26 protein-coding genes and 4 tRNA genes are annotated in these 25,588 nt (G+C 58.8%); 7 read left to right on the top strand and 23 right to left on the bottom strand.

Annotation, left to right across the window (positions count from 1 at the left end; genetic code table 11):
* Window positions 1–12: 12 nt before the first annotated feature.
* Window positions 13–225, top strand: coding sequence for a cold-shock protein (locus AB4N41_RS18370; protein WP_003179963.1), 213 nt, complete (start codon window positions 13–15; stop codon window positions 223–225).
* A 65-nt stretch (window positions 226–290) separates the two neighbouring features.
* Here the strand turns inward: AB4N41_RS18370 and AB4N41_RS18365 are convergent, their stop codons facing one another.
* Together AB4N41_RS18365 and AB4N41_RS18360 are read right to left on the bottom strand one after the other, a co-directional pair.
* Window positions 291–608, bottom strand: coding sequence for an I78 family peptidase inhibitor (locus AB4N41_RS18365; protein ID WP_095179508.1), 318 nt, complete (start codon window positions 606–608; stop codon window positions 291–293).
* A 166-nt stretch (window positions 609–774) separates the two neighbouring features.
* On the bottom strand, window positions 775–1,077 hold the full coding sequence (locus tag AB4N41_RS18360) for a hypothetical protein (RefSeq protein ID WP_056784439.1): 303 nt from the start codon (window positions 1,075–1,077) through the stop codon (window positions 775–777).
* A 129-nt stretch (window positions 1,078–1,206) separates the two neighbouring features.
* Here AB4N41_RS18360 and AB4N41_RS18355 point away from each other — a divergent pair, with 129 nt between their 5' ends.
* On the top strand, window positions 1,207–1,407 hold the full coding sequence (locus AB4N41_RS18355) for a hypothetical protein (RefSeq protein ID WP_016774045.1): 201 nt from the start codon (window positions 1,207–1,209) through the stop codon (window positions 1,405–1,407).
* Window positions 1,408–1,440: 33 nt separating this feature from the next.
* Here AB4N41_RS18355 and AB4N41_RS18350 read toward each other — a convergent pair whose 3' ends face one another.
* From AB4N41_RS18350 to AB4N41_RS18315, 8 genes are all read right to left on the bottom strand, one after another.
* Window positions 1,441–2,469: a nucleoside hydrolase gene (locus tag AB4N41_RS18350; RefSeq protein WP_252877820.1), complete on the bottom strand. Its 1,029-nt coding sequence runs from the start codon at window positions 2,467–2,469 to the stop codon at window positions 1,441–1,443.
* Window positions 2,470–2,500: 31 nt separating this feature from the next.
* Window positions 2,501–2,905 (bottom strand): D-ribose pyranase, encoded by a 405-nt coding sequence (gene rbsD / locus AB4N41_RS18345; protein ID WP_041478553.1) that lies wholly within the window; start codon window positions 2,903–2,905, stop codon window positions 2,501–2,503.
* Window positions 2,902–3,819 carry a ribokinase gene (gene rbsK, locus AB4N41_RS18340; protein WP_041478552.1) on the bottom strand — a complete coding sequence of 306 codons (918 nt, stop codon included), beginning with the start codon at window positions 3,817–3,819 and terminating at the stop codon, window positions 2,902–2,904. Before rbsK ends, rbsD begins: the two co-directional genes overlap by 4 nt.
* A gap of 24 nt (window positions 3,820–3,843) precedes the next feature.
* Window positions 3,844–4,863: a LacI family DNA-binding transcriptional regulator gene (locus AB4N41_RS18335; protein ID WP_076567153.1), complete on the bottom strand. Its 1,020-nt coding sequence runs from the start codon at window positions 4,861–4,863 to the stop codon at window positions 3,844–3,846.
* Window positions 4,864–4,866: 3 nt separating this feature from the next.
* Window positions 4,867–5,844 carry an ABC transporter permease gene (locus tag AB4N41_RS18330; protein ID WP_056784425.1) on the bottom strand — a complete coding sequence of 326 codons (978 nt, stop codon included), beginning with the start codon at window positions 5,842–5,844 and terminating at the stop codon, window positions 4,867–4,869.
* A complete protein-coding gene (locus tag AB4N41_RS18325) occupies window positions 5,841–7,394 on the bottom strand; it encodes a sugar ABC transporter ATP-binding protein (protein ID WP_041478550.1) in 1,554 nt (517 codons plus the stop codon). Before AB4N41_RS18325 ends, AB4N41_RS18330 begins: the two co-directional genes overlap by 4 nt.
* 55 nt (window positions 7,395–7,449) lie before the next feature.
* Entirely contained in the window at window positions 7,450–8,406 is a 957-nt protein-coding gene (locus AB4N41_RS18320) for a sugar ABC transporter substrate-binding protein (protein WP_024012403.1), read from the bottom strand.
* Between the two features lie 198 nt (window positions 8,407–8,604).
* Window positions 8,605–9,054, bottom strand: a complete 450-nt coding sequence (locus AB4N41_RS18315) for a hypothetical protein (RefSeq protein WP_041478549.1) — start codon at window positions 9,052–9,054, stop codon at window positions 8,605–8,607.
* A gap of 336 nt (window positions 9,055–9,390) precedes the next feature.
* Here AB4N41_RS18315 and AB4N41_RS18310 point away from each other — a divergent pair, with 336 nt between their 5' ends.
* The 3 genes from AB4N41_RS18310 to AB4N41_RS18300 all read left to right on the top strand — a co-directional run bounded on the left by AB4N41_RS18310 (window position 9,391) and on the right by AB4N41_RS18300 (window position 11,640).
* Window positions 9,391–10,479 (top strand): asparaginase, encoded by a 1,089-nt coding sequence (locus AB4N41_RS18310; protein WP_125915872.1) that lies wholly within the window; start codon window positions 9,391–9,393, stop codon window positions 10,477–10,479.
* Window positions 10,480–10,676: 197 nt separating this feature from the next.
* The gene (locus AB4N41_RS18305; RefSeq protein ID WP_016774035.1) at window positions 10,677–10,946 is read left to right on the top strand and encodes a DUF1654 domain-containing protein; all 270 of its coding nucleotides are present in this window, start codon (window positions 10,677–10,679) and stop codon (window positions 10,944–10,946) included.
* A gap of 4 nt (window positions 10,947–10,950) precedes the next feature.
* A complete protein-coding gene (locus AB4N41_RS18300) occupies window positions 10,951–11,640 on the top strand; it encodes an endonuclease (RefSeq protein WP_041478547.1) in 690 nt (229 codons plus the stop codon).
* 84 nt (window positions 11,641–11,724) lie between these two features.
* Here the strand turns inward: AB4N41_RS18300 and AB4N41_RS18295 are convergent, their stop codons facing one another.
* A complete protein-coding gene (locus AB4N41_RS18295; RefSeq protein ID WP_041478546.1) occupies window positions 11,725–12,090 on the bottom strand; it encodes an SPOR domain-containing protein in 366 nt (121 codons plus the stop codon).
* A gap of 250 nt (window positions 12,091–12,340) precedes the next feature.
* Between AB4N41_RS18295 and csrA the strand changes: the two genes are divergently transcribed.
* Window positions 12,341–12,535, top strand: a complete 195-nt coding sequence (gene csrA, locus AB4N41_RS18290) for a carbon storage regulator CsrA (RefSeq protein ID WP_003179932.1) — start codon at window positions 12,341–12,343, stop codon at window positions 12,533–12,535.
* Between the two features lie 219 nt (window positions 12,536–12,754).
* On the opposite strand, the gene AB4N41_RS18285 is transcribed toward csrA, so the two are convergent.
* Together AB4N41_RS18285 and AB4N41_RS18280 are read right to left on the bottom strand one after the other, a co-directional pair.
* Window positions 12,755–13,210, bottom strand: a complete 456-nt coding sequence (locus AB4N41_RS18285; RefSeq protein ID WP_252877819.1) for a DUF2214 family protein — start codon at window positions 13,208–13,210, stop codon at window positions 12,755–12,757.
* 465 nt (window positions 13,211–13,675) lie between these two features.
* A tRNA-Val gene (locus AB4N41_RS18280) sits at window positions 13,676–13,752 on the bottom strand.
* Between the two features lie 183 nt (window positions 13,753–13,935).
* Here AB4N41_RS18280 and AB4N41_RS18275 point away from each other — a divergent pair.
* Window positions 13,936–15,219 (top strand): NAD(P)/FAD-dependent oxidoreductase, encoded by a 1,284-nt coding sequence (locus AB4N41_RS18275; RefSeq protein ID WP_041478544.1) that lies wholly within the window; start codon window positions 13,936–13,938, stop codon window positions 15,217–15,219.
* 129 nt (window positions 15,220–15,348) lie between these two features.
* On the opposite strand, the gene AB4N41_RS18270 is transcribed toward AB4N41_RS18275, so the two are convergent.
* The 10 genes from AB4N41_RS18270 to purF all read right to left on the bottom strand — a co-directional run bounded on the left by AB4N41_RS18270 (window position 15,349) and on the right by purF (window position 25,548).
* Window positions 15,349–16,320, bottom strand: a complete 972-nt coding sequence (locus AB4N41_RS18270; protein WP_252877818.1) for an XdhC family protein — start codon at window positions 16,318–16,320, stop codon at window positions 15,349–15,351.
* 1 nt (window position 16,321) lies between these two features.
* On the bottom strand, window positions 16,322–17,557 hold the full coding sequence (locus tag AB4N41_RS18265; protein WP_252877817.1) for a c-type cytochrome: 1,236 nt from the start codon (window positions 17,555–17,557) through the stop codon (window positions 16,322–16,324).
* Between the two features lie 2 nt (window positions 17,558–17,559).
* Complete coding sequence (locus AB4N41_RS18260) at window positions 17,560–18,099, bottom strand: (2Fe-2S)-binding protein (RefSeq protein ID WP_016773947.1); 540 nt, start codon at window positions 18,097–18,099, stop codon at window positions 17,560–17,562.
* Window positions 18,092–20,923: a xanthine dehydrogenase family protein molybdopterin-binding subunit gene (locus tag AB4N41_RS18255; RefSeq protein WP_252877816.1), complete on the bottom strand. Its 2,832-nt coding sequence runs from the start codon at window positions 20,921–20,923 to the stop codon at window positions 18,092–18,094. Before AB4N41_RS18255 ends, AB4N41_RS18260 begins: the two co-directional genes overlap by 8 nt.
* Before the next feature lie 475 nt (window positions 20,924–21,398).
* Window positions 21,399–21,475, bottom strand: a tRNA-Asp gene (locus tag AB4N41_RS18250).
* A 93-nt stretch (window positions 21,476–21,568) separates the two neighbouring features.
* Window positions 21,569–21,645, bottom strand: a tRNA-Asp gene (locus tag AB4N41_RS18245).
* Between the two features lie 55 nt (window positions 21,646–21,700).
* Window positions 21,701–21,776, bottom strand: a tRNA-Val gene (locus tag AB4N41_RS18240).
* A gap of 210 nt (window positions 21,777–21,986) precedes the next feature.
* Window positions 21,987–22,763: an SDR family oxidoreductase gene (locus AB4N41_RS18235; RefSeq protein WP_252877815.1), complete on the bottom strand. Its 777-nt coding sequence runs from the start codon at window positions 22,761–22,763 to the stop codon at window positions 21,987–21,989.
* On the bottom strand, window positions 22,760–23,971 hold the full coding sequence (locus AB4N41_RS18230) for an O-succinylhomoserine sulfhydrylase (protein ID WP_056784395.1): 1,212 nt from the start codon (window positions 23,969–23,971) through the stop codon (window positions 22,760–22,762). The genes AB4N41_RS18235 and AB4N41_RS18230 overlap by 4 nt, the downstream gene beginning before the upstream one ends.
* 71 nt (window positions 23,972–24,042) lie before the next feature.
* On the bottom strand, window positions 24,043–25,548 hold the full coding sequence (gene purF / locus AB4N41_RS18225; protein ID WP_016773943.1) for an amidophosphoribosyltransferase: 1,506 nt from the start codon (window positions 25,546–25,548) through the stop codon (window positions 24,043–24,045).
* Window positions 25,549–25,588: the final 40 nt, after the last annotated feature.

Here is a 25,588-nt window from a genome sequence, read left to right as displayed (position 1 = left end):
TGGAGATACACCATGTCTAATCGCCAAACCGGCACCGTTAAATGGTTCAACGATGAAAAAGGCTTCGGCTTCATCACTCCTCAAGGTGGCGGTGACGACCTGTTCGTACACTTCAAAGCTATCGAATCCGACGGTTTCAAAAGCCTGAAAGAAGGCCAGACCGTCTCTTTCGTGGCTGAGAAAGGCCAAAAGGGTATGCAAGCTGCACAGGTTCGCCCAGAGTAATTTCTCGGCGCACTAAAAAAACCCCGTCCTGGTGACGGGGTTTTTTATGCCTGAGACAAAAGGACTCAGCCGCAGTTGACGCGGGTGACTATCAGGTTGTTGTCGGTGTTCAGGTTCAGGCGATCGGAGCGGTATTCCAGGGTGATCATGTCGTTCGGCTTGAGAAAACGCGCATTTTGCGCCCCAGCCTTGGCACGCGCCTGATCCAGCAACTCAGGGGATGCCTTCTTGCCGATGGCAAATTGCGCCGCCGATGCTTCGCAGCGGCTATTTCCTGATTCAGCCGCCACGGGCTCCTTTGCCGACTCGCTGGAAGTTGTGCTGCAACCAGCCAACAGAGCAGCGGCCATAAGTGCACCCAGTGTCGCGAACTTCAAAGGCATGAAGCCTCCTTGTTTTCAAATGTTTAAGCAGAGATCGTGCGACCGCCAATGCGGCGTTTGGTTTCAAGGCTCAAGCCATGCCCTGCCCCACGAGCGGAAAAATGCCGAGTGTGCCTGAGCCGCCCTGTCCGGCTCATCAAACATTCGTGACTGAATATTAACGACCTCAATAAACGTCGATGTAGTCGTAGGGCGGATTCGGCCAGTTGTCTTTGAGTGCGTTGAAAATCTGCATCACCCAGACTTCATCGCTGGCTGCGACGTTACCCACATAGCCCGACCCCTTCGCCCAGGTTTCCAGGCGAAACAGCAGACCCTCGATATCCTGCCCACCGGTCACCGTAGACAGATAGGCAATGCCATCTTTGGTCACGCGCAATTGGTTGTGCACGTCGTCACTGCCCGAGGCAAGCAATTGGCGCACTGCTTCGAGTGTGAGGCCGTCAGGGGTATTCAAATCAATCTGCACAGCGGGGTCCTTTGCAAGCCGGAAAAGACCAAGTGTCGCATAGCGCTCCGCTCATGCCTAAGTCGCAGTGCCAAATGCCGCACAAAATGGTTAACTCGAAAACAGACATCCTGACCTTTCGAGCCTCCCATGACCAGTGTAAGCATCGACGCCGCCATCAACGCCAAATGGGCCGAAGGACACAGCTCTTACAGCCCCGGCACGACGGAAGAATTGGCGCTGATCGGCATTGATTTACTGGTCAAGGAGTTGGGGATAGAAGCGGCGCAGCATTTTATCAATCAGGTATTCGAACGCTATCCGATCGGTCAGGCCGAACAGCCGCAGTGAAAACCCGCAGGCAACCGCCTGCGGGTTGACGACTTATTTCAGGCGTTTCAGGCGCTCGGTCAGCAGATCAAAGAATCCCTGGGCGTCGCCATTTTCGACCCAGAATGCATTCTTCGGCGCTTTCAAGCCGTCGTACCAGTCGACAATGGTCTGGCCGAATGTCGGTCCTTCACGGCTATCCACCACGACGTTGACGGCCCGACCGGTAAACAACTCAGGCTTGAGCAGATACGCCACAACCGTCGCGTCATGCACCGGGCCACCTGGAATGCCGTAGTGCTCCATGTCGCCCTTGATGTACTCGTTGAGAATGTCGCCGACGATCTTGCTCGCATTGTTGTTCAGCGCGGCGATCTGCTTCAGGCGTGCATCGCTGGTCAGGATCTTGTGGGTCACGTCCAGCGGCAGATAGGTGAGTTTCACCCCGCTCTTGAGCACCACCTCGGCAGCCTGCGGATCGGCGAACAAGTTGAATTCAGCCACAGGGGTGATGTTGCCACCGTTGAAATGCGCCCCGCCCATGATCACCACTTCCTTGATGCCCTGAACGATTTCCGGCTCCTGGATCAATGCCAGAGCCAGGTTGGTCTGCGGACCGAGCATGGCAATGGTGATGCTGTGCGGTTTGGCCGATTTAAGAGTGTCGATCAGATAATTGACCGCATTGCCTTTCGCCAAGCCTTTCTTCGGTTCGTGAACCGTGACGCCTGACAAACCTTCCTTGCCATGAATGTTCTCGGCGTAGATCGGCGTGCGCATCAGCGGCTTCGGTGCGCCAGCGTAAACCGGCACGTCTTCGCGCCCTGCCCATTCGCGAGCCAGGCGTGCGTTACGCGAAGTCTTGTCCAGGCGCACGTTGCCGGCGACAGTCGTTAACGCGCGGATATTCAATTCATCCGGCGACGCCAGCGCGAAGAGCAAAGCGACAACGTCGTCAGCGCCTGGATCGGTGTCGATGATCAAATCGATTTTTTCAGCGGCCTGAACGCCGGTCGCAGTTATCACAGACAAAAGCAGCAGGCTCCGGACCAGTTGATGAATTTTTGCAGCATAGCGTTGCATAGCGCATTCCTTGTGCAGGTGATATCGGAAATCAGAATGTAACCCCGGCGACCAGAACGATGTTGCAGTACGGCTGACATTCTCCTGTACGAATGATCGCCCTGGCTTGTCGGCTAAGCACCTTGAACTGCTCGTGGGTGAGCAGATCCCTACGGCCCAGCGCGCCCTCTTCGTTCAACGCGTCCAGATCGGCCAGCGCCGTGGGTTGTTTGTCGAAGATCTCTTTGGCCAGCACATGGCTCTCGACCTGCATCTCGCTGAGTACAACTTTCAGCGTGCTGACGAAATCAGGGATGCCATGGGTCAGTGCCAGATCAATCAACTCGACACCCGGTGGCACGGGCAAACCGGCATCGCCAATCACGACCATGTCACCGTGGCCAAGAGAAGCGATCAGTCGCGACAGCGCGACGTTAAGCAGAGGAGTCTTTTTCATGCGGGTTTGAACGCCTGTACTTCGGACATGGTTGGAATCGACGGTTGCGCACCGGCGCGGGTAACCGACAGTGCAGCGGCGATCTGCCCGTAGCGAATCGCCTCGGCCTCAGACTTGCCATCGGCCAGCGCTGCGGCAAAACCGCCGACGAAAGTGTCGCCCGCCGCCGTGGTATCGACCGCCTTCACGGCCGGCGCGGGGAAATGTTCGAAGCCGTTGCCGTTGGCGAACAATGAGCCTTGCGCGCCTAACGTGACGATGACTTTGCCCGCGCCCATGGCAATCAACTGAGTGGCAGCCGTTTCTGCCGACTGCAGCGAGTCGACAGCGAGCCCGCTCAATGCGGCGGCTTCGCTTTCGTTGGGAATCAGATAGTCGATGGCGGCAAACCAGTCAGCCGGCAAAGGACGGCTGGCCGGCGCCGGGTTGAGGATGACGGTTTTGCCCAGCTCACGCGCACGCTTGAGCGCATGTCCGACCGTCGCATCGGGAATCTCGAGCTGACAGATCACTACATCGGCGGCCTGTAAAACCGCATCAAAACGGTCGATCACTGCCGGCGTCATCGCGCCGTTGGCACCGGCGACAATCACGATGGCGTTCTGGCTGTTGTCATCCACCACAATCAGCGCTACGCCACTGGAATCCTCTACGACACTGACAGCCTCGCAGTCGATGTGCTCGGCGAGCAAGGCATCACGCAATCGCACACCGTAGTCGTCATTTCCGACGCAACCGATCATTGCCACCTTAGCGCCCAAGCGCGCAGCAGCAACCGCCTGATTGGCGCCCTTGCCGCCAGACACCGTGGCAAAGGAATGACCGATCAGCGTTTCACCGCCGCGTGGCAGCCGTGGCGCCCGGGTGACCAGGTCCATGTTCAGGCTGCCTATTACCACTACATTTGCTGGCATACATCACTACTCATCAATTCGGTTTCAGCGATATTCGGTGAACACGCCGGACAGCGGCGCGGTCGATTCGCGCAGGACAATGCTCGGGGTCACGATGCGTTGATCGGTGCCCGAATCCGGCGCAGCAATTCTGCGCAACAGCACTTCGGCGGCCATCTCGCCCAGTTGCAGGATCGACTGGCCGACCGTGGTCAGCGCCGGATAGACATAACGGCTCATCTGAATGTCATCGAAGCCGATCACCGACAGCTCGGCCGGCACCCGGACATTACGTTCAGCCGCCGCACGCAGCACACCGATGCCAATCATGTCGTTACCGGCAAAAATTGCGCTCGGGGGATTGCTTTCGAGCAGCCGGGCAGCGGCGTTGTAACCGCCGGTGCTGGTGAAGTCGCTTTCGAGCATACGCTCCTCGCGCACCTCGATTCCCGCTTCTCGCAGCGCTCGGCAATAACCGGCCTGACGCATTTGCGCCACGCTGGTACTGGCCGGACCGCCGATGGTGGCGATGTCGCGATGCCCCAACTCGAGCAGGTGACGGGTTGCCAGATAAGCGCCATATTCGTGATCGATACGCACCAGATCGGCATTCACACCTTCCAGACCCCGGTCAACGATGACCATCGGCGTCTTCACGCCCGCCAGCCCTTGCGCCAGACCACTGTCACCGCCGGCGGAGGCGACGATCAAACCGTCGATGCGTTTTTCCAGCAACACGCGCAGATAACTGCGCTGCTTGTCCGGATTGTCGTCGGAGTTACAGAGGATCACGCAGTAACCGTTGCGCTCGCAGTAATCCTCGATTCCGCGCGCCAATTCAGCGAAGTACGGGTTGAGGCTGTTAGGCACCAGCAGGCCGATGGTCGCCGTGGTTTTGGCTTTCAGCGAGCGCGCCACGGCACTGGGAACGTAGTCGAGGCTCTTGATCGCCGCCTCGACTTTGCGCCGCACTTCTTGACTCACCGGGCGGGTGTTGTTCACCACGTGCGACACGGTCGTGTAGGAAATACCCGCAAGCGCCGCTACATCCTTGATCGTTGCCATGGTTCAGCCCCGGCGACTGGCGCGTTGACTGCGATAGGTGTCGAGCACCACGGCGATAACAATTACCGCACCGGTGATGATGCGCTTGGTCGGCTCCGTCGCACCAATCTGCGCGAGACCGGCCGCGAGCACGGAAATGATCAGCACGCCAAAGAAAGTACTGATTACCGAACCGCGTCCACCCATCAGGCTGGTACCGCCGATAACCACCGCCGCGATCACTTGCAGTTCCAGACCCGAACCTGCGTTCGGGTCAGCCGCTTCCAGGCGCGAAATCTGAAACAGAGCGGCAATGCCCGCCAGCAGCCCCATAAGGCTGAACACCAGAATCTTGTAGGGCTTGGGATTGATCCCGGCCAGCCGCACGGCTTCTTCGTTGGTGCCGATGCCGATCAGGTAGCGGCCGAAAACCGTGCGGGTCAAAACTGCCTGCGCGATGAAGATCACCAGCAAAGCGATGATGAACGACGGGGAAATGCCCAACGCGATCGGATTCGACAACCAGGCGAACGCATCGCCGATGTACGCAGTCCGCGACCCGGTCATCTGATACGCCACACCGCGGGCCATTTCCAGCACGCCGAGAGAGACGATGAACGACGGAATCCGCCAGGCCACGGTGATCGAGCCAGTGATGGTCCCGGCTAGCGCCGCCACCGCCATGCCGAGCAGCGCCGCTGGCAAAACGCTCCAGCCCCAGCCGAGAATTGCAACGCTGACCGTCGATGCGGCCAACGCCAGCACCGAGCCGACGGACAAATCGATGCCGCCGATGATCAGCACAAAGGTCATGCCCACCGCCAGCACCATCAAGTCGGGAATCTGGTTGGCCAGGGTGCTGAAAGTGTTGTACGAGAGGAAATGGCTGCTCAGAACCGAGAACAGCGCAATCATCGCCAGCAAGGCACCGGCCAGGCCCAGATATGTGCCCAGGCCGAAGAAATTGCCACTACGTTTACTGGCAGAAGATGCAGTTTTCATGGGAGATCCCTAGGCGCTGCCTCATTGAGCAACGCATCACGTTTTTGGTAGCCGGCGAATGCGGCGGCAAGCAAATCATCCTGGGTCCAGCTGTCGCGCTCGAAGGTGTCGATCAGACGCCCCGCCGAAAGCACGCCGATTCGGTCGCAGATCAGCATCAACTCGCGCAAGTCACTGGACACCACCACCAACGCCTTGCCCTGACGGGTCAACTCGCCGAGCAAACCGTAAATGTCGAACTTGGCACCGACATCGATTCCACGAGTCGGCTCGTCGAACAGCAGCACCGAACAGTCGCGCTCCAGCCAGCGACCGATCACGACCTTCTGCTGATTGCCGCCGGACAGCTCCGAAACCAACTGCGTAGGGCTCGAGCTGCGGATGCGCATGGCCTCGATCTGACGCTGCGCCAGGGAAATTTCGTCGCCGTTGTTGACGAAACCACCACTGGAGATTTCCGGCATGTTGCCCAAGGCGATGTTGGCGCTGATCGACTGACTGAGCAGCAGCCCTTCGCCCTTGCGATCCTCGGTGATCAACGCGATGCCATTGCGTACGGCATCGACTGGCGAGCGAACACTCACGACCTTGGCCGGGGAGCCGAGCGCGATGGTGCCGCTGTCGGCAGCATCGGCACCGAATATCAGCCGCAGCAGTTCCGTGCGCCCAGCTCCGATCAATCCGGAAATGCCGAAGATCTCCCCGGCACGCACCTCGAAAGAGACGTCGCGGACTTTGTCAGAGCGGGTCAGCCCTTTGACCGTCAACGCCGGAGCGCCGATCTTGCGCGGCCCCATGTCGATGTGTTCGCCCAGTTCGCGACCGACCATCAAGGTGACCAGTTGCTCGCTGTTGTAGTTGGCCATCGGCTCGACGCAGACCAGGTTGCCGTCACGCAGCACGGCAATACGCTGCGCCACCCGCGCCAGTTCTTCGAGACGGTGAGAGATATAGATGATGGAAACGCCGCGGGCCTGCAATCGGCTGATCTGCTCGAAGAGCATTTCGACTTCGCGCGCCGTGAGCATCGCGGTCGGCTCGTCAAGGATCAGCACATGGCAGTCGCCGATCAGGTTGCGCGCGATTTCAACCATCTGCTGATGGCCGATACCGAGTTCGCCGACCAGCGTGTCCGGATCGATCGCATCGAGGCCGACTTGCGCCATGGCTTCGATCGCGGCCTTGCGCAACTGCTTGCGGCTGATCCAGCCAGCGCTGCTCGGCAGATTATCCAGAAAGAGGTTTTCCGCCACCGACAGCGTCGGCAACAGATTGAGTTCTTGCATGACCATGCGCACGCCAAGCTCTTCGGCCTGGGTACGGCTGCCCGGACGATAATCCTTGCCGTGGAATTGCATCTGGCCGGTAGTGGGTGTGACCAGACCACCAATGATCTTCGACAGGGTACTTTTGCCGGCACCATTTTCGCCGGTCAGCGCCAGTACTTCACCGCGCATCAGCGTCAGATCGATGCCGGTGAGCACCGGTTGCGCATAGGTCTTGCCGATACCGCTGACCGAGAGGACAGCGTTCGGGGCGGAAACTGACATAGAAATCTCCATGCGCTCGCCCGGACGGACGAGCGCCGTTGTGTCGCCAGATGACTTACTGGGTGACCAGCTCGACCGGTGTTTCGATCACGCCGTTGGCACCGCTGTCGACTTTCTCGCCCTTGATGATCTTCAGTGCGGTTTCGATGCCGAACACGGCCTGCTTGGCTGCAAACTGGTCAGCCGTCGCCAGCACACGACCGTCCTTGAGCATTGGCTTGATGGCATTGATATTGTCGTAACCGACGACTTTCACCTGCCCAGCCTTACCAGCGGCACGGACTGCGGAAACGGCACCGACCGCCATGCTGTCGTTACCGGCCAGCAGTGCTTTGACATCGGGGTATTCACTGAGGATCGAAGCGGCAACCTTGTTGCCCTTGTCGATTTCCCAGTCACCGGATTGCAGCGAGACCACTTTGATCTGCGCGGCTTCCATCGCGTCCTTGAAACCGGCCGTGCGCGCCTGCGCGTTGGTGGTGGTGGACACGCCTTCGATGATGCCGACCTCGTCGCCCGCCTTCAGTTGCTTGGCCAGATATTCGCCAACCAGACGTGCACCCTTACGGTTGTCCGGACCTACGAACGGCACGTTGATGTTCTTGCTTTTGACCACGGCGGGATCAAGCTGGTTGTCGATGTTGATCACCGTGATACCGGCGTCTACGGCCTTCTTGATCACCGGCACCATGGCCTTGGAGTCAGAAGGCGCGATCACCAGTGCATTCACCTTGGCCAGGATCATCTGTTCGACGATGCGAGTCTGGCCGGCGGTGTCGGTTTCGTCTTTGATACCGTTGGAGATCAGATCGAAATCGGCGGAGTGTTCTTTCTGGTAGGCCTTGGCGCCGTCTTCCATGGTCAGGAAGAATTCGTTGGCCAAGGATTTCATGACCAGCGCGACTTTGGGCTTTTCTGCAGATTCGGCGAACGCCGAGGAGACAGGTAGTGCGGCGGCTGTGGCAGCCAGCATAGCGACAGCAAGAAGACGTGCGGCGAATGGCAGCTTCATGGGTTCACTCCGATCTTATGATTATTGTGAGCAACGTTTGCGCTGACGTAAGCTACGTCACGACTCCGGGAGCAGATGCCCTTCCAAGTCGCGCAAACGTTTGCGTAGACCGAACTATGAGAATCCCGCTGACATTTGTCAACAATCAGAAATCGTCTTTTGTTGTAGGCCGAATCGCTGAGTCGGCCATCAGACGCTTCAGGCGGTCGTGTTGACCAGGCCACCGCTGGTAGCGCTTTTCGACATCTCCTTGACCAACGCACCCGCCACTTCTGCCAGTGCGGCGCTGGTTTGCGCGATCTGGCCCTGAATCGACATCACTGCCTGGGATTTCGCTTCGGGAGTCGGATAGCTTGCAGCCTGAGCCGCAGCCAGTTGCTGTTGCTGCTCCTGAAGTTGCTTCTGCAATTCCTTCATCCGCTTGAGCAACGTCTTGACGGTGATGCTGAGATTGCTGTCAGCCTCGGTTTCACTGTTTTCCTGCACAGGCCCGCCACCGGTTCTGACCTGATTCTTCTCAGTCTTTTCGGTACCCAGCGCCTGCGCCGAAGTCTCATTGGTCGCATCGTTCAGGCTGTTGATCGTCGCTGCAGTTTTACCGCCAATGGTGACTGCAGCGGGATTGGCAAAACCGACCGTCAGTGACATGTGAACTCCTAAGATTTGGTTTCCTTGAGGACGCATCGGCCTGAGAGCACATTTCTTTAGCGAGGATTTGTCACCCGCCTGGCTTTTCAGAGATTGCCTATCGGCGAGCCGAACGCGAATCCGCCTATCGTTCGGAATCCCGGATGGATGGATCCTCAACGATGCTCCAGCCCTCGACAAATATTGATTTAAATCATTGGGTTAAACATTTTCCGCCAGCACATTACGCATGGTATGAATCCTGCTCCCGTCCTTGCACCTCGAGCATTCAGATCGGCTTGGGGCGCATCTAGATGAACCTGCATCAGCACCGTCTCACGACTAGAGAGAAAAATAATGAAATCTGCTTTCAATACCTTGATTCCGGGCGCATTGGCCCTACTCCTGCTCCTGCCTGCTGCCCTTCAGGCAAAAGAAGCCGAAACCCAGACGAAACTGGCCAACGTCGTCGTCCTTGCCACAGGCGGCACCATCGCTGGCGCCGGCGCCAGTGCTGCCAACAGCGCCACTTATCAGGCAGCAAAAGTCGGCATCGAACAACTGATTGCCGGCATTCCCGAGTTGAGCAAACTGGCTAACGTGCGTGGCGAACAAGTCATGCAGATCGCTTCGGAAAGCATCACCAACGACAACCTGCTGCAATTGGGTCGTCGCGTTTCTGAACTGGCTGACAGCAAGGACGTGGACGGCATCGTTATCACCCACGGCACCGACACCCTCGAAGAAACCGCTTACTTCCTGAACCTTGTCGAGAAGACCGACAAGCCGATCATCGTCGTAGGTTCGATGCGTCCGGGCACTGCCATGTCGGCAGACGGCATGCTCAACCTGTACAACGCCGTCGCCGTGGCGAGCAGCAAAGAAGCACGCGGCAAAGGTGTGCTGGTGACCATGAACGACGAGATCCAGTCCGGTCGCGACGTCAGCAAAATGATCAACATCAAGACCGAAGCATTCAAAAGCGCCTGGGGTCCGCTGGGCATGGTGGTCGAAGGCAAATCCTACTGGTTCCGCCTGCCGGCCAAGCGTCACACCATGGATTCGGAATTCGACATCAAAAACATCAAGAGCCTGCCTGACGTAGAAATCGCCTATTCCTACGGCAACGTCAGCGATACCGCCTACAAGGCACTGGCTCAAGCCGGCGCCAAAGCCATCATCCACGCCGGCACTGGCAACGGTTCGGTATCTTCCCGCGTGGTTCCATCCCTGCAAGCGCTGCGCAAGGATGGCGTGCAGATCATTCGCTCGTCGCACGTCAACGCCGGCGGCTTCGTCCTGCGTAACGCCGAACAACCCGACGACAAATACGACTGGGTTGTCGCTCACGACCTGAACCCGCAGAAAGCCCGCATCCTGGCGATGGTTGCACTGACCAAGACCAACGACAGCAAAGAGCTGCAACGGATGTTCTGGGAATACTGATTGAACATCGCCTGATCACTTCTCGATCGGGCAATTGCGCATCACCTGCCAGCTTGGCAGGTGGTGCCCCGCTTACACCCTTCAAATACTTTTCCCACAAAAATCTCGACAAGTCCTACACCAAAATCGGAAACCCGCTGTCAGAGGATTTTCTTGAATTTTAAGCAGTTGCGAAATCGCTTACAGTTAAATACTGTATGCACGTACAGCTTAATAAGGATAACCTCGTGGCCACCTCTCCTGCTGCTCCTGACGCTTATGAACGCATGGGTATGCGCGTTCAGAAAATCATCAATTCCCCCACCGCCCAAAAAGCCAAAGCCGCACTGATTTTCCGTCTGCCGGATGAGCCGATGGACGACTGGGAGCGCTTGCTCGAGGAAATCGACGAGAACGACAACGTCACCCTCGCCTATCGCGATGACGGTGGCGTGCAGATTTTTTGGGTTGTGCCGAAGGAAGATTGATTCAATGAGTGTCCGCTGTGTTGCTTTGCTGTTGTTGTTTTTCGCCGTGGGCGCCCAGGCTGGCGCCCCACGTACATTTTCCGAAGCCAAGAAAGCCGCATGGAAACTTTATGCGCCGCAGTCCACGGAGTTTTACTGCGGCTGCAAGTACACCGGCAACCGCGTCGATCTCAAGGCTTGCGGCTATGTGCCGCGCAAGAACGCCAAGCGTGCATCGAGGATCGAGTGGGAGCACATCGTGCCGGCCTGGCAGATCGGGCATCAGCGGCAGTGCTGGCAGCAAGGCGGACGCAAGAATTGCACGCGTTACGATCCGGTTTATCAAAAAGCCGAAGCTGACCTGCACAACCTGGTACCGAGCATCGGTGAGGTCAACGGTGATCGCAGCAACTTCAGCTACGGCTGGTTGCCGGTGCAGTCCGGTCAGTATGGATCCTGCCTGACCCAGGTCGACTTCAAGGCCAAGAAGGTCATGCCCCGCCCTTCGATTCGCGGCATGATCGCCCGCACGTATTTTTACATGAGCAAACAATACGGACTGCGGCTGTCGAAGCAAGATCGGCAGTTGTACGAAGCGTGGGACAAGACCTATCCAGTGCAGGACTGGGAACGTCAGCGCAACCAGAGCGTGGCGTGCGTGATGGGGCGTGGCAACGAGTTTGTCGGCTCGGTAAATCTGAAAGCCTGCGGCTGATCGCAGCACAAAAAAAAGGCCTCGAGCGTTATGCTCGAGGCCTTTTTCATGTCTGGCGTTCAATCTGTGTTGAAGGCGCTTCGCTTATGGCGTGAGCGGATGCTCAATCACCACCGACTCGATATTTTGTTTCTTGGCTTTTACCAACGCTGCATCCACCTGCACCTTGCGCGCCTCGGCATCAGCCTGGGAGTTGAACGGACCTATCAGAATTCGTGTTTTACCGTTGCCGTCCTTCACGACCGTCGGAACGAAAGCGTGCTCGATCAACCAGCCGCTCAGATCACTGACGGCCTGAGGAGTCTCGCCACGCACTTCCAGATCCCACTGTGGCGCGGCGGCCGCCGGCGCTGCCGCGACCTTTGTCTCAGGCTTGGGCGCATCTACACTCTTGCCTTCACCGCAGCCTGCCAATGCCAGTGCCGCTACCAGCCAAACCAATTTGCGCACAACGCTTTCCTCGGAATTCACAAAGCGGCGATCTTATCATTCATAAATACTTCGCGAGCCCCGCAAAATGGGCACAAAACAACGAGAATGATGATTGCAGCCTCTGTATAGTTACGCCCTGGGAATTAATGCCGCATCTGCGCGTCAGAAAGAGGCACCCAAACCGTGAGACTTCGCACTAATCTATAGATACCACCGACCTCTGCACTGTCTGAATCAGGTGCCCTACAAAGCAATCAAGGAGAAGACCATGCTGATACTCACCCGCAAAGTCGGTGAAAGCATAAACATTGGTGATGACATCACGATCACCATCCTCGGAGTCAGCGGCCAACAGGTTCGCATCGGCATCAACGCTCCGAAAAACGTGGCAGTGCACCGTGAAGAAATTTACCAACGCATCCAGGCCGGCCTGACCGCTCCGGACAAGCCGCAAACGCCCTGAGCCACTTTGCATTACGTAGCCAGTCCTATTGCCGTCGCGCAAGACTGGCTAAAGATTCACGCGCCGTTTAGCCATCCGCATTTCACCCCGCTGGGCACGGCGCCTGAAGCACACTGACTCCTTTCACTTGTCACTCCCTCCTTTCTTACGCCGATATTACCTTTCACTCCCGGAGCTGGCTGTCGGACGTTTCCGATAGAGCGCGGAGAATTTCGCCTTCTAAGCGAATATCACCCCACGCGCCATGCCCGTCGCCGCGACCATCATCAGGATTAGCAGCAGCGCTTCAACATGACTGATTCGCGCGTACAACTTCGCACGCCCGGCTTCAGGCGCTACCCCGCGCGACGATGCGATGCGCCATTTGATCAGCGTGATCATGGGTGCAAGCTCTACCAGCAGGATCAGCAGTAACAACGTCATCTTCAGATGAAACAGCGGCTGATGCAGGTAATAGTCAGAGCCTTTCTCGTAACCACCAAACGCACGCATCGCTCCGGTAATAAGCAGCGTCAAAGCTGAAAGCCCCCAGAGGTTATCCGCGAGCAGCACGCGCTTGAGCTCTCCCGTGCCCGCCGAGAGCTGGCTGAACGCTGTGCCGCGCGTCAGTACCGCCCAGAAAGCCAAGGCAAACGCGAATAGATGAACAGCCGCAAGGATCCACTGACTCAGCATCGACGCACTCCCTTACAAAGAGTTGAAAATCGGCCAGTCAGTAGTAGACGAAAAAACCGCGCCTCGCTTGGAGGTGATGGAGGGATAGGCGCTCAAAAGCCAAATCGCAGGCAAAAAAAATCCCAAGCAGCTGATGGAAGCTTGGGATTTAAAAATGCATAAACCGTGGTGGTGAACGCGGAACGGATGTTACTTAAATTCCCAACATGCAACAAGGCTTTTTCGATAACCGGTTGGAGAAAAAGAGCTGTAAGCCTTTGGATATTCAGGTGTTTTCAACTACGAAATGTAAGAAGAACGCACCAAAATGGCGCTTGATCGCTTTGCGCTAACAGTAATGAATGGAGAGCTGAACAGAGCGAAGCGGAAATGACCGGAAACAAGCGTTGCGCAAATCGCAGACAACAAAAAAGGGCCCACCTTTCGGTGAGCCCTTCCAGACCGCCCAGCAGAGCGGATTTTGTTTGGTAGGCGCGATTGGACTCGAACCAACGACCCCCACCATGTCAAGGTGGTGCTCTAACCAACTGAGCTACGTGCCTGCTGTGAGGCGGCATTCTACGGAATTCCGGAGGGGTGTCAACACCTTTTTTCCACCTAACCCTATGAATATGCAAAATATTTAATTTCGCCTCAGCGACGAAGATTTTGCGGTGGCTGGCGGAGGTTTTTCAACTCGGGTAGGATCGGCACACTCGTAAAATATATTAAACAGAGGCGGCAGGATGGCGAACACCCAATACCCAGAGTCTTATTACGCTGCGTCGGCCAATGCCGTACCACCACGCCCTGTGCTGCAGGATGATGTGGAGACGGACGTCTGTGTGATCGGCGCCGGGTATACCGGGCTGTCGTCCGCCCTGTTCCTGTTGGAGAACGGTTTTCGCGTAACCGTGCTGGAAGCGGCGAAAGTCGGTTTTGGCGCCTCGGGCCGAAACGGCGGGCAGATCGTCAACAGCTATAGCCGCGACATTGATGTCATCGAACGCACGGTCGGCCCCAAGCAGGCGCAACTGCTCGGCGAAATGGCCTTTGAAGGCGGCCGGATCATTCGCGAGCGCGTGGCCAGATACAACATCCAGTGCGACCTGAAAGATGGCGGTGTATTCGCCGCCCTTTCCGCCAAACAAATGGGCCACCTGGAATCGCAAAAGCGCCTGTGGGAACGCTTTGGCCACACCCAGCTGGAATTGATGGACCAACGCCGCATCCGTGAAGTGGTGGGTTGCGATCAATACGTCGGTGGCATGCTCGATATGAGCGGCGGCCACATCCATCCGCTGAATCTGGCGCTCGGTGAAGCAGCGGCAGTCGAGTCTCTCGGCGGCACCATCTATGAGCAATCACCTGCCGTGCGCATCGAGCGCGGGGCCAATCCGGTTGTGCATACACCGCAAGGCAAGGTCAGGGCCAGGTTCATCATCGTCGCCGGCAACGCCTATCTTGGTAATCTGGTGCCCGAGCTGGCGGCCAAATCGATGCCGTGCGGTACCCAGGTGATCACCACCGAGCCGCTGGGCGATGAGCTGGCGAAGGCGCTTTTGCCGCAGGATTACTGCGTGGAGGATTGCAACTATCTGCTCGACTACTATCGCCTGACCGCCGACAAACGCCTGATCTTCGGCGGCGGTGTAGTCTATGGCGCTCGCGATCCGGCGAACATCGAAGCGATCATCCGCCCGAAGATGCTCAAGGCCTTCCCGCAACTCAAGGATGTGAAGATCGATTACGCATGGACCGGCAACTTCCTGCTGACCTTGTCGCGCTTGCCTCAGGTCGGACGACTGGGCGACAACATCTATTACTCGCAGGGCTGCAGCGGTCACGGCGTCACCTACACGCATCTGGCTGGCAAAGTCCTCGCCGAAGCGTTGCGCGGTCAGGCCGAGCGTTTCGATGCCTTTGCCGACCTGCCCCACTACCCCTTCCCCGGCGGGCAACTGCTACGCACACCATTTGCCGCGCTGGGCGCCTGGTATTACGGGCTACGCGATAAGTACGGCCTATAGACACCATTGTGGCGAGGGGATTTATCCCCGTTGGGGGTGCGAAGCGCCCCCTCTTGAGCAGGAGGGGACTGCTGCGCAGTCCAACGGGGATAAATCCCCTCGCCACAGTAGATTCAGCAAGGCTTAGGATCAGAGCTGATCCCGAGCGATCCCGCTGCGAATCCGCAGGATATCCGCCAGCACCGCCAGCGCAATTTCCGCCGGTGTCTTGCTGCCGAGGTTGAGGCCGATCGGCGCATGAATCCGCGCCAGCTCCGCCTCGCTCAAACCACCAATGCGACGCAAGCGCTCAAAGCGTTTTTGCGATGTCTGCAGCGACCCCATCACACCGATGTAAAACGCCTCGGTGCGCACCGCCTCCATCATCGCCAGATCATCGATACGCGGATCGTGGGTCAACGCCACTACCGCCGTATCGCGATGACAACCACCGTCGGCAATAAACACCGAAGGCAACTGCCGACGAATTTCCACGCCACTGAGCACCACACCTTCCAGCACCTCGTCGCGCGGATCGCAGAGAATCACTTCGAAGCCAAGTCCTACCGCGAACTCGGCACAGGCCTGCGCCACACTGGAGTAGCCGGCGAGCAACAAACGCTGTGCTGCACCGATACGGATGCGCACCCGATCAATCTCACGCTCGATCCGTGCACCCTGCTGGCGATCAGCAAACAGAGTGCGCGCACCGCTGGCCAGATCGACTTCGCGAAGCAGACGACGTTGACCCAGCAGCGCTGATTCCAGTTCACGCAGATGCGCCTGCACCGCGCAGTCGGCGTCAAGTTTTTCCACCAACACATCGAGAATGCCACCGCAAGGCAGACTGACCCGCGAGCGCGGATCATCGCCTTCGCCGTAACGCACGACGCTGACTGCTTCGAGAAACGCACCTTCGGCAACGCGCTCAAGAAAATCCTCCTCAACGCAACCGCCCGACAGCGAACCGATCCACTGCCCGCTTTCGTTCACCGCGAGCAGCGAACCCGGCGCGCGCGGAGCCGAGCCGTAAGTGGTCAGCACCGTGCACAGCCAGATTCGCTGCCCGGCCACCGACCATTCCAGCGCCCGACGCACCACTTGCAGATCGAGATGCTGCATATCAGTGGGCCTTGTGCTCGACGCTCGGCGCGTCGGCTTGCAGCTTCTGCACTTCGCTCACCGCCAGTTCAGCCCTCTGGCCGCCCCAACCCTGACGCAGGTAGTTGAGCAGATCAGTCAATTGCTCAGGACTGAGCTTTTCAGCAAACCCCGGCATCGGCTGCATGCGCTCGAACCCGGAGAACTTCTGTTCGCCGATGCCGTCCTCGATCACTCGCAACAGGTTGCGCGGATCTTCCAGACGCAACGTGGTGTTGCCGCGCATGGCCACTGCGATGTGCGGTTTGCCTTCACCGCCAGCCGCGTGACAACCGGCGCAGACGTTCAGATATTCCTGACGGCCGCGCTGAGCACTCGCGCTGAGCTTGTCCAGCGGTACTTCGACGAGCTCTTTGGCTGGTGGCGGTTGCTCGCCAAGCAGGAACGTCGCCATTGCCGCCAGATCAGCATCGCTCAGACCTTGAGTGCTGTTGTGAAACACCGGGAACATTTCGTTGAACATCGTTCCTTGCGCGCTCATGCCATGCTTCAGAAACGTGCTCAGATCCTGCTGATTCCAGCCGCGCGCGGCCAGGTCGGTGGCCAGCAGGCTCGGCGCGAGATAACCATTGAGAATGCCGCCGGTCATGCGCTTGTCCATTTGCATCGCGCCCGGCAGGCCACGTGGCGTGTGGCATTCACCGCAGTGGCCGAGCACATCGACCATATACTGGCCGCGCTTCCACGCCGCACTTTTGCCTTCGGCCGGCTCCAGCTTGACGTCTTTACCGTAGAGCATGTTCCAGCCGGTCAGGCCCAGACGCACGTTGAACGGAAAGCTCAGGCTGGTTACCGGCGCGGCGCGTTCGATCGGCTCGATGGTTTTCAGATACGCGTGAATCGCATCGGAATCGGCGCGCGGCATCAGGTGATACGAAGTGTACGGCATCGCCGGATACAGATTCGCACCGTCGCGCCGTTTGCCTTCGGTCAGCGCAGCGAAGAACTCGTCATCGTTGTACAGACCGATGCCGTGCTCTTTGCTCGGGGTGATGTTGGTGCCGTAGATCGTGCCGAACGGCGACACGATCGGCAGGCCGCCGGCATAGGGCGCGCCACCCGGTGCGGTGTGGCAGGCCATGCAGTCAGCGGCGCGGGCGAGGTATTCGCCGCGCTTGACCTGATCATCGGCGTGGACCGCCAAAAACGGCGCAGCCAGTCCGACCGCAAAAGTCAGGCGGGTCAGTAAACGCTTCATGCTCAACCCTCCTTGACCAGACCAAGATCGGTCAGCACGTTGCGCGTGGCGTTGTAATAACGCACGTACCCGGTGCAGCGGCAGACGTGATGGCCGAGGCTGTCCTCGATCACCTGTTCCAGCTGACTTTTGACGATCGGCTGGCGCTGCAGCTTCTCGACCAACACCGTCGCGGCGTTGACGAAGCCTGGCGCGCAGTAGCTGCACTGGAAGGCAAACTCGTCGACAAAGCGCTGCTGGATCGGATTGAGCTCAGTGACCTGGCCCTGCTCGTCGCGAGTGGCGTGGCCTTCGATGGTGCGGACTTTCTTGCCCTCGAAGTAGTGCGCGCCGGTGATGCAGGTGCGCACTTCTTCGCTGGTACCGTCGGGGTTATCGACGATCACCACGCAGGCGTGGCAGATCCCCTGACCGCAGCCCAGCCGCGAGCCGGTGAGGTTTTTGTATTCGTGCAGATAGTCGATCATCGGCAGGTCATCAGGGATGTCCACCGGGCCGACGGATTGACCATTGAGGGTCAGTTGAAGCGGACGGTTAGCCATTGAGGGCCTCCTTGATGCGCGCAGCAGTGATGGGCAGGTCGCGAACACGTTTGCCGATGGCGTGCGCCACGGCGTTACCGATGGCACCGACAATCGGGATCATCACCACTTCGGCGATGCCCTTGGACGGATCGCTCGGCGACAGCGGCGGCAGGATCTCCGCAGTCTGCTTCCACACCGCTACGTGACGGGCCATCGGCAGACGGTAACGGTTGAAGTTCCAGTCACCCTCCCCCGGCCCGCCTTCGTACAACGGCATTTCTTCCATCAGCGCATGACCAATACCCATGGCGATACCGCCTTCGAGCTGGCCCTTGACCAACTCTTCAACCAGCACGCGACCGCACTCGATCCACGAATGGTGGTTGAGCACCTGAACCTCCGACGAGCCTTTGTTGACCTTCAGCTCGACCAACGTGGCAACCGGGCTGTAATAGGTCACGGCAGCGTTGTTCAGTTGGACTACCGGGTAGTTGACGTTCTGCCGATCGAGCAGGTGGAAGCCGGCACTGTTCATCTGTGCTTTCTTCGCTTGTGGCGCGCCATCGCCGTATTTCACCGCCAGACCGTCGAGCGGCAAGCGCTCGCGCACGCCGTCGATGCTGTATTCGGCTTCGGCCCAGCTCCAACGGTTGAAACCGTGCACCGTGGCGCCCGTCACCAGCCCGCGTTCGTGGGCGCGCTTGGCCAGCTCTTCGAAACTCAGCGGCTGCATGCCGTTGGCGGTCAGCTTGCCGTCGATCCAATGCGCATCTTCGCGACGCACCACGTAAGGGTTGGCCTGGCCGCCGTACGGCCCCTGACGCCATATCTCCAGCGCCGCGGGCCACAAACCATGGTTGAACAGCACGCGCGCTGCCTCACGGGTTGCATGGCTGAAGTAATAGGCGGAGTTGGTCGCCGAAGACGCCGACGCCAGCTTGCCGACCCAGCGCGGATTGCGCAGCAGATTGTCCTGTTCGGCCTGACTCATGATGTACGGGTTGCCGCTGGTGATCAGCTGCATTTCCTGCCACTCGGTTTCTCCGGTCTTCACATCATGCGCCGGGCTGCCGAGGAAATCGGCGACGACCAAGGCTTGCGAAGTGGACATGCCGGTGCCGATTTCGATACCGATATGGCGCAGGGTAATGCGCCCGTCTGCGGTGAATTCGATGCTGGCCATCGGCGCTTCGGAGCCGGTACCGAAGTCTTTCTGGCAGATGGCGAAACCGACGCCGTACCAGTTATCCGGGTCTGCCGCTTCACGTTGTTGCTTGATCGTGTCGCGGTTTTTCCAGACTTCGTGCACCGAGGCCTTGTCGAGAATTTCGTGCAGGCGCAGTGCACCGGCCGGGATTGCGCCCTGGGTGTTTTTCATGCCGGACCGCAGTGCATTCCTGCGGCGCAAATCGATGGCGTCGACACCCAGACGATTAGCGATTTCGTCGACCATCATTTCGGTCGCCGCCATGCTTTGCAGGGTGCCGTAACCGCGCATCGAACCCGCTTCGACTGCGCGCGAGTGATAGGCGGTGACCTGCAGATCGTTCTGCGGCATGTAGTAGATCGACTGCGCAGCCGTGGCGCCAACCGCTGCCACCGATGGGCTGTAGTTGACCCGACCGCCGCCGTCGACGCTCATTTCCGCGCGGAAAATCTTGAAGGTGTAGTCATTCTTGTCCACGGCCAACTGGTAGCGGATGTCGAACGGGTGACGCTTGATGCCGCTCTGGAATTGCTCATAGCGGTCGTTGGCCAGACGCACCGGCACACCGGCGCCGTACAGCGCGGCCAGGGCTGCATAGTAGACAAAAATGTTGTGGTCTTTGGAGCCATAGCCGACGGTATAGCCCGGGTGCATGTTCAGGTTGGCCAAGCCGAAACGCGACGGCCCGATCATCTTCGCAGTCTCGGTCGCGACTTCCAGCGGGCACTGCGTCGCCACGACGAAATGCAGGGTTTTGGTTTTCGGGTCGTACCAGCCGTTGCCGTTGTCCGGCTCAAGGGCGGCCGGTTCGATCGACGGCGTCTTGTAGCGCTCATCGAACACCAGCCAGTTGTCTGGCGGCGTGTCGATCTCCTGCTTTATGCGGTCGGCGTAGAACAGACCGCGCTCGGTGAGGTTGCCATGCAGGTTCGGCGATGCATTCCACACTGGACGGCGGTTCTTCAGCATCGGGAACAGAATCGAATCCTTGAGGCTGGCGAACTCGTCTTCATCCGCCGAGGTCGCGCCACCGACGCGCACATAGCGGAAGCTGCCGTAGGGATCGCCTTCGTAGAACGGCACTTTGGCGCCGTAACGAATCGCCTTGTCATTGAATTTGAGTTGATTCTTGGCCTGACGGAAACGCTCGAAATCGTTCCAGATCAGGATCGCCACCGGGTGACCGATGAACATCGGCACTTTACCTTCCGGCAGCAATGGATCAGGCGCGTGCTCTTCGGGGAAGACGATACCGTCCTTGTCCAGATCGGCAGCGGTAACGATGCGGTCTGGCTGCAGATCAGCGCCGAGCCACGACAGGTCGTAACCTGCGTAGATACGGTCGGCCTTGATGGTTTTCAGCAGCATGCCGTGGCCCTGTTGCTCAGGCCAGCCAGGCATGTCCTTGGCGCGGATGTCGCGGGCAAACACCTTGCTGCCGCAGACCTTGGACAAGGCATCGTTGCGTTGACGGGCCTTGCCGTTATTGCCGAGCCATTTCTCGGACGGCACGGTGACGCTGTTTTCCATCAAGGCAGCCAGCGCCTGACTGCTGAGCGGCGTAAGCGTAACGCTCACACCCGCCACCAGCCCGCCCTGGAGGAACGAGCGCCGGGATATTTCACGGTTGGACATGGATCATCCTCTGGGCGGTTATAGGTCCGCCCTTGTGGTTATCTACTGGGGATCTCGAGTCGTGCAGAAGCTCTTTCTGGCGAAGCAAAGAGCTGTGTTGACAGTGCAAAGCTGACCGAAAGGTTAACTTTAAAGGTTTCTGCGCCCACAGCAAACAACCAGTTACAAAAACCTGACTAAATAATCAAAAAATCAATGCGACGTAGCACCGCAGAGGGCTTGCAGAGATTCTTGTAGGAGCTGTCGCGTGAAACGAGGCCGCGATCTTTTGATCTTGCTTTTTAAAATCAAGATCAAAAGATCGCAGCGTGCCGCAGCTCCTACAGGACGATTTGCGTAGGAGTTCGAGAGAGGAATAGCTAAATTTCAGACACAAAAAACCCCGGTCTTTCGACCAGGGTCTTTGCTATCGATCCGATTCAGCCAATGGCTGATTTCGGCGCTTCAAGGCGTTCAGTGGTCCTTGAAACAGATATGGCGCAGCGGACGGGACTCGAACCCGCGACCCCCGGCGTGACAGGCCGGTATTCTAACCGACTGAACTACCGCTGCGTATCGCTTTGAGCTTGCGCTCAAGTAACTCGTTTTGATTGCCGGCTTCGGTGCCTTGCAATCGCGAATCAGATGAATCTGACTCGTAAAATATGGCGCAGCGGACGGGACTCGAACCCGCGACCCCCGGCGTGACAGGCCGGTATTCTAACCGACTGAACTACCGCTGCGCGTCGGTGCAGGCACTTTCAGCCTACTCTCTTGCTTGCGCAAGCTTCTCGGGAGTGGTGGGTGATGACGGGATCGAACCGCCGACATTCTGCTTGTAAGGCAGACGCTCTCCCAGCTGAGCTAATCACCCGTTTGCATCTCCGAGGCCGCGAAATTTACGCAGGTGGCGAAGCTAAGTCAATAGCAGGATTGGAGTTTTTTTCAAAAACGGCTTCAAGCTTCAAGCTTCAAGCTTCAAGCTTCAAGCTTCAAGCTTCAAGAAAAGGATGATCACCTAAAGCAGGCACACCAGCGTCTTGCTTTAACTTGAAGCTTGCAGCTTGCAGCTTGAAGCTGCCTTTCACTGCTCGTAGATCATTTTCTTGGTCATGCCGCCATCGACGACGAATTCCTGGCCGGTGACAAACCCGGCATTCCTCGACAGCAACCACGCCACCATCGCCGCCACGTCTTCGACCGTCCCCACCCTGCCCGCCGGATGCTGGGCGTGATCGGCATCGGCCAACGGTTCGGCGCGGCGCACAGAGGGATCACGAGTATCGATCCAGCCCGGACTGACCGCATTCACGCGGATTTCCGGCCCAAGGCTGATTGCCAGCGCATGGGTCAGCGCCAACAGCCCCCCCTTGCTCGCCGCATACGCCTCGGAGTCCGCCTCCGACTGTCGCGCACGGGTCGAGGCCAGATTGACGATCGAACCGTTGTGCGCACGCAGATAAGGCGCACAGTGCTTGGCTAGCAACATCGGCCCGCTCAGATTCACCGCCAGCACTCGATTCCAATAGGCGAGATCGAGGCTTTCCAGAGTAATGTTGTGCGGATCGGCCACCGCCGCGTTGCACACAAGCGCATCAAGGCGACCAAACTGCCCCAGCACCTCGGCCACGCCCAGTGCGACCTGATTTTCCTCGGCGACGTCCATGGCGATGAACCAGGCGTTTTCGCCGAGCACCTTCGCCACTTTCGAACCACGCACCCGATCAAGATCGGTCAGCACCACTTGCCAGCCTTCGCTGATCAGCCAGGCGGCAATTCCGAGGCCGATACCGCGTGCAGCGCCAGTGACCAGCGCCACGCGGCCATGGGTATTGGCCGCCGGTGTGGACAACTCGATCACAATGCCGCCAGACCGCGCGCCAGGTCAGCCTGCAGGTCAGCGACATCTTCCAGACCAACCGCCACGCGGATAAGGCTGTCGCGAATCCCCGCCGCTTCACGCTCCTGCGGCGCCAGACGGCCGTGGGAGGTGGTGCTAGGATGGGTGATCGTGGTTTTGCTGTCGCCGAGGTTGGCGGTGATCGAAATCAACCGCGTGGCATCGATAAAGCGCCAGGCGCCTTCTTTGCCGCCCTTGACCTCGAAGCTGACCACCGCACCAAAACCCTTCTGCTGGCGCTGGGCCAACTCGTGCTGCGGATGGCTCTTCAGACCGGCGTAATGGACCTTCTCGATGCCGTCCTGCTGCTCCAGCCATTCGGCCAGCGCCTGAGCGTTGGCGCAATGCGCTTTCATGCGCAGGTTGAGGGTCTCGAGGCCTTTGAGGAAGATCCACGCGTTGAACGGGCTGAGGGTCGGCCCGGCGGTCCGCAGGAAACCCACCACTTCTTTCATCTGTTCACCGCGACCGGCGACAACGCCGCCCATGCAGCGGCCCTGACCGTCGATGAACTTGGTCGCCGAGTGCACGACAATATCCGCGCCGAGCTTCAGCGGCTGCTGCAACGCCGGGGTGCAGAAGCAGTTGTCGACCACCAGCTGCGCGCCCTTGGCATGAGCGATTTCAGCCAGGGCGGCGATATCCACCAGCTCGGCCAACGGGTTGGACGGCGACTCGACAAAAAGCAGTTTGGTGTTGGACTTGATCGCCGCGTCCCAGGCCGACAGATCGGCCAGCGGGACGTAATCGACTGCGACGCCGAAGCGTTTGAAGTATTTCTCGAAGAGGCTGATGGTCGAGCCGAACACGCTGCGCGACACCAGCACATGATCGCCAGCACTGCACAGGCTCATCACCACCGCCATGATCGCGGCCATGCCGGTTGCCGTGGCGACGGCTTGCTCGGCGCCCTCCAGCGCGGCAATGCGTTCTTCGAACGCGCGCACGGTCGGGTTGGTGTAGCGCGAATAGACGTTGCCAGGCACTTCGCCGGCAAAGCGCGCCGCTGCATCGGCAGCGGTGCGGAACACGTAACTGGAGGTGAAGAACATCGGGTCACCGTGTTCGCCTTCCGGCGTGCGGTGCTGACCGGCACGGACGGCCAGGGTATCGAACGCTACGCCTTCGAGGTCGCTGTCCAGCCGACCGGCATCCCATTCCTGACTCATGCTGTCTCTCCTTGCTGTTCTCGAACAATAAATATCAGATACAAAACCGGCCCCTCAGGGCCGGTGGAAACTCAGTTGTTGTACAGATCGATGATCGCACTGACTGCCTGGGTCTTGACCTTCGAGGCATCGTTGCGCGCCTGCTCGATCTTGTTCAGGTAAGCCTCGTCGACGTCACCGGTCACGTACTTGCCGTCGAACACTGCGCAATCGAAGTGCTCGATCTTGATCTTGCCGCCGCCGACCGCTTCGATCAAGTCAGGCAGGTCCTGATAGATCAGCCAGTCTGCACCGATCAGGTCGGCCACGTCCTGAGTCGAACGGTTGTGCGCGATCAGTTCGTGGGCGCTCGGCATGTCGATACCGTACACGTTCGGGAAGCGCACCGCAGGTGCCGCCGAGCAGAAGTAGACGTTTTTCGCGCCAGCTTCGCGGGCCATCTGGATGATCTGCTTGCAGGTGGTGCCGCGCACGATCGAGTCATCGACCAGCATGACGTTCTTGCCACGGAATTCCAGCTCGATGGCATTGAGCTTCTGGCGTACCGACTTCTTGCGCGCAGCCTGGCCCGGCATGATGAAGGTGCGACCGATGTAACGGTTCTTGACGAAACCTTCGCGGAATTTCACGCCCAGGTGATTGGCCAGCTCCAGCGCTGCGGTACGGCTGGTGTCCGGAATCGGGATGACCACGTCGATATCGTGCTCAGGGCGCTCGCGCAGGATCTTCTCGGCAAGCTTCTCGCCCATGCGCAGACGCGCCTTGTAAACCGACACGCCGTCGATGATCGAGTCCGGACGCGCCAGGTAGACGTGTTCGAAAATGCACGGGGTCAGCGACGGGTTGGTTGCGCACTGACGGGTGTGCAGCTTGCCGTCTTCAGTGATGTAGACCGCTTCACCCGGGGCCAGGTCGCGAATCAGGGTAAAACCGAGCACGTCCAGCGAAACGCTTTCCGAGGCGATCATGTACTCGACGCCTTCGTCGGTGTGTCGCTGGCCAAACACGATCGGGCGGATGCCGTGCGGATCGCGGAAACCGACGATGCCGTAACCGGTGACCATCGCCACAACGGCGTAACCACCAACGCAACGGTTGTGCACGTCGGTCACGGCGGCGAACACGTCTTCTTCGGTCGGCTGCAGCTTGCCGCGCTGGGCCAGCTCGTGGGCGAATACGTTGAGCAGCACTTCCGAATCGGAACTGGTGTTGACGTGACGCAGATCGGATTCGTAAATCTCTTTGGCCAACTGTTCAACGTTGGTCAGGTTACCGTTATGCGCCAGTGTGATGCCGTACGGCGAGTTGACGTAGAACGGCTGGGCTTCGGCCGACGTCGAGCTGCCGGCAGTCGGGTAACGGACGTGGCCGATACCCATGTGGCCGACCAGACGCTGCATGTGACGCTGCTGGAACACGTCACGCACCAGGCCATTATCCTTGCGCAGGAACAACCGGCCATCATGGCTGGTCACGATACCGGCAGCGTCCTGGCCGCGGTGCTGGAGCACGGTTAGCGCGTCATACAGCGCCTGATTGACGTTCGACTTACCGACGATACCGACGATGCCACACATGCGACGCAACCCCTACTTAATGGATCTGAACTGAACAGCA

This window comes from Pseudomonas sp. S2_A10 (assembly GCF_054668465.1).
This window is presented reverse-complemented; position numbering and strand designations above follow the sequence as displayed.

Excerpts from the sequence above, each read along its gene's own strand:
- AB4N41_RS18370 (WP_003179963.1), top strand. The coding sequence starts at position 13 with ATGTCTAATCGCCAAACCGGCACCGTTAAATGGTTCAACGATGAAAAA.
- AB4N41_RS18365 (WP_095179508.1), bottom strand. The coding sequence starts at position 608 with ATGCCTTTGAAGTTCGCGACACTGGGTGCACTTATGGCCGCTGCTCTG.
- AB4N41_RS18355 (WP_016774045.1), top strand. The coding sequence starts at position 1,207 with ATGACCAGTGTAAGCATCGACGCCGCCATCAACGCCAAATGGGCCGAA.
- AB4N41_RS18350 (WP_252877820.1), bottom strand. The coding sequence starts at position 2,469 with ATGCAACGCTATGCTGCAAAAATTCATCAACTGGTCCGGAGCCTGCTG.
- rbsD (WP_041478553.1), bottom strand. The coding sequence starts at position 2,905 with ATGAAAAAGACTCCTCTGCTTAACGTCGCGCTGTCGCGACTGATCGCT.
- rbsK (WP_041478552.1), bottom strand. The coding sequence starts at position 3,819 with ATGCCAGCAAATGTAGTGGTAATAGGCAGCCTGAACATGGACCTGGTC.
- AB4N41_RS18335 (WP_076567153.1), bottom strand. The coding sequence starts at position 4,863 with ATGGCAACGATCAAGGATGTAGCGGCGCTTGCGGGTATTTCCTACACG.
- AB4N41_RS18330 (WP_056784425.1), bottom strand. The coding sequence starts at position 5,844 with ATGAAAACTGCATCTTCTGCCAGTAAACGTAGTGGCAATTTCTTCGGC.
- AB4N41_RS18325 (WP_041478550.1), bottom strand. The coding sequence starts at position 7,394 with ATGTCAGTTTCCGCCCCGAACGCTGTCCTCTCGGTCAGCGGTATCGGC.
- AB4N41_RS18320 (WP_024012403.1), bottom strand. The coding sequence starts at position 8,406 with ATGAAGCTGCCATTCGCCGCACGTCTTCTTGCTGTCGCTATGCTGGCT.
- AB4N41_RS18315 (WP_041478549.1), bottom strand. The coding sequence starts at position 9,054 with ATGTCACTGACGGTCGGTTTTGCCAATCCCGCTGCAGTCACCATTGGC.
- AB4N41_RS18310 (WP_125915872.1), top strand. The coding sequence starts at position 9,391 with ATGAAATCTGCTTTCAATACCTTGATTCCGGGCGCATTGGCCCTACTC.
- AB4N41_RS18305 (WP_016774035.1), top strand. The coding sequence starts at position 10,677 with ATGCACGTACAGCTTAATAAGGATAACCTCGTGGCCACCTCTCCTGCT.
- AB4N41_RS18300 (WP_041478547.1), top strand. The coding sequence starts at position 10,951 with ATGAGTGTCCGCTGTGTTGCTTTGCTGTTGTTGTTTTTCGCCGTGGGC.
- csrA (WP_003179932.1), top strand. The coding sequence starts at position 12,341 with ATGCTGATACTCACCCGCAAAGTCGGTGAAAGCATAAACATTGGTGAT.
- AB4N41_RS18285 (WP_252877819.1), bottom strand. The coding sequence starts at position 13,210 with ATGCTGAGTCAGTGGATCCTTGCGGCTGTTCATCTATTCGCGTTTGCC.
- AB4N41_RS18275 (WP_041478544.1), top strand. The coding sequence starts at position 13,936 with ATGGCGAACACCCAATACCCAGAGTCTTATTACGCTGCGTCGGCCAAT.
- AB4N41_RS18270 (WP_252877818.1), bottom strand. The coding sequence starts at position 16,320 with ATGCAGCATCTCGATCTGCAAGTGGTGCGTCGGGCGCTGGAATGGTCG.
- AB4N41_RS18265 (WP_252877817.1), bottom strand. The coding sequence starts at position 17,557 with ATGAAGCGTTTACTGACCCGCCTGACTTTTGCGGTCGGACTGGCTGCG.
- AB4N41_RS18260 (WP_016773947.1), bottom strand. The coding sequence starts at position 18,099 with ATGGCTAACCGTCCGCTTCAACTGACCCTCAATGGTCAATCCGTCGGC.
- AB4N41_RS18255 (WP_252877816.1), bottom strand. The coding sequence starts at position 20,923 with ATGTCCAACCGTGAAATATCCCGGCGCTCGTTCCTCCAGGGCGGGCTG.
- AB4N41_RS18230 (WP_056784395.1), bottom strand. The coding sequence starts at position 23,971 with ATGAGTCAGGAATGGGATGCCGGTCGGCTGGACAGCGACCTCGAAGGC.
- purF (WP_016773943.1), bottom strand. The coding sequence starts at position 25,548 with ATGTGTGGCATCGTCGGTATCGTCGGTAAGTCGAACGTCAATCAGGCG.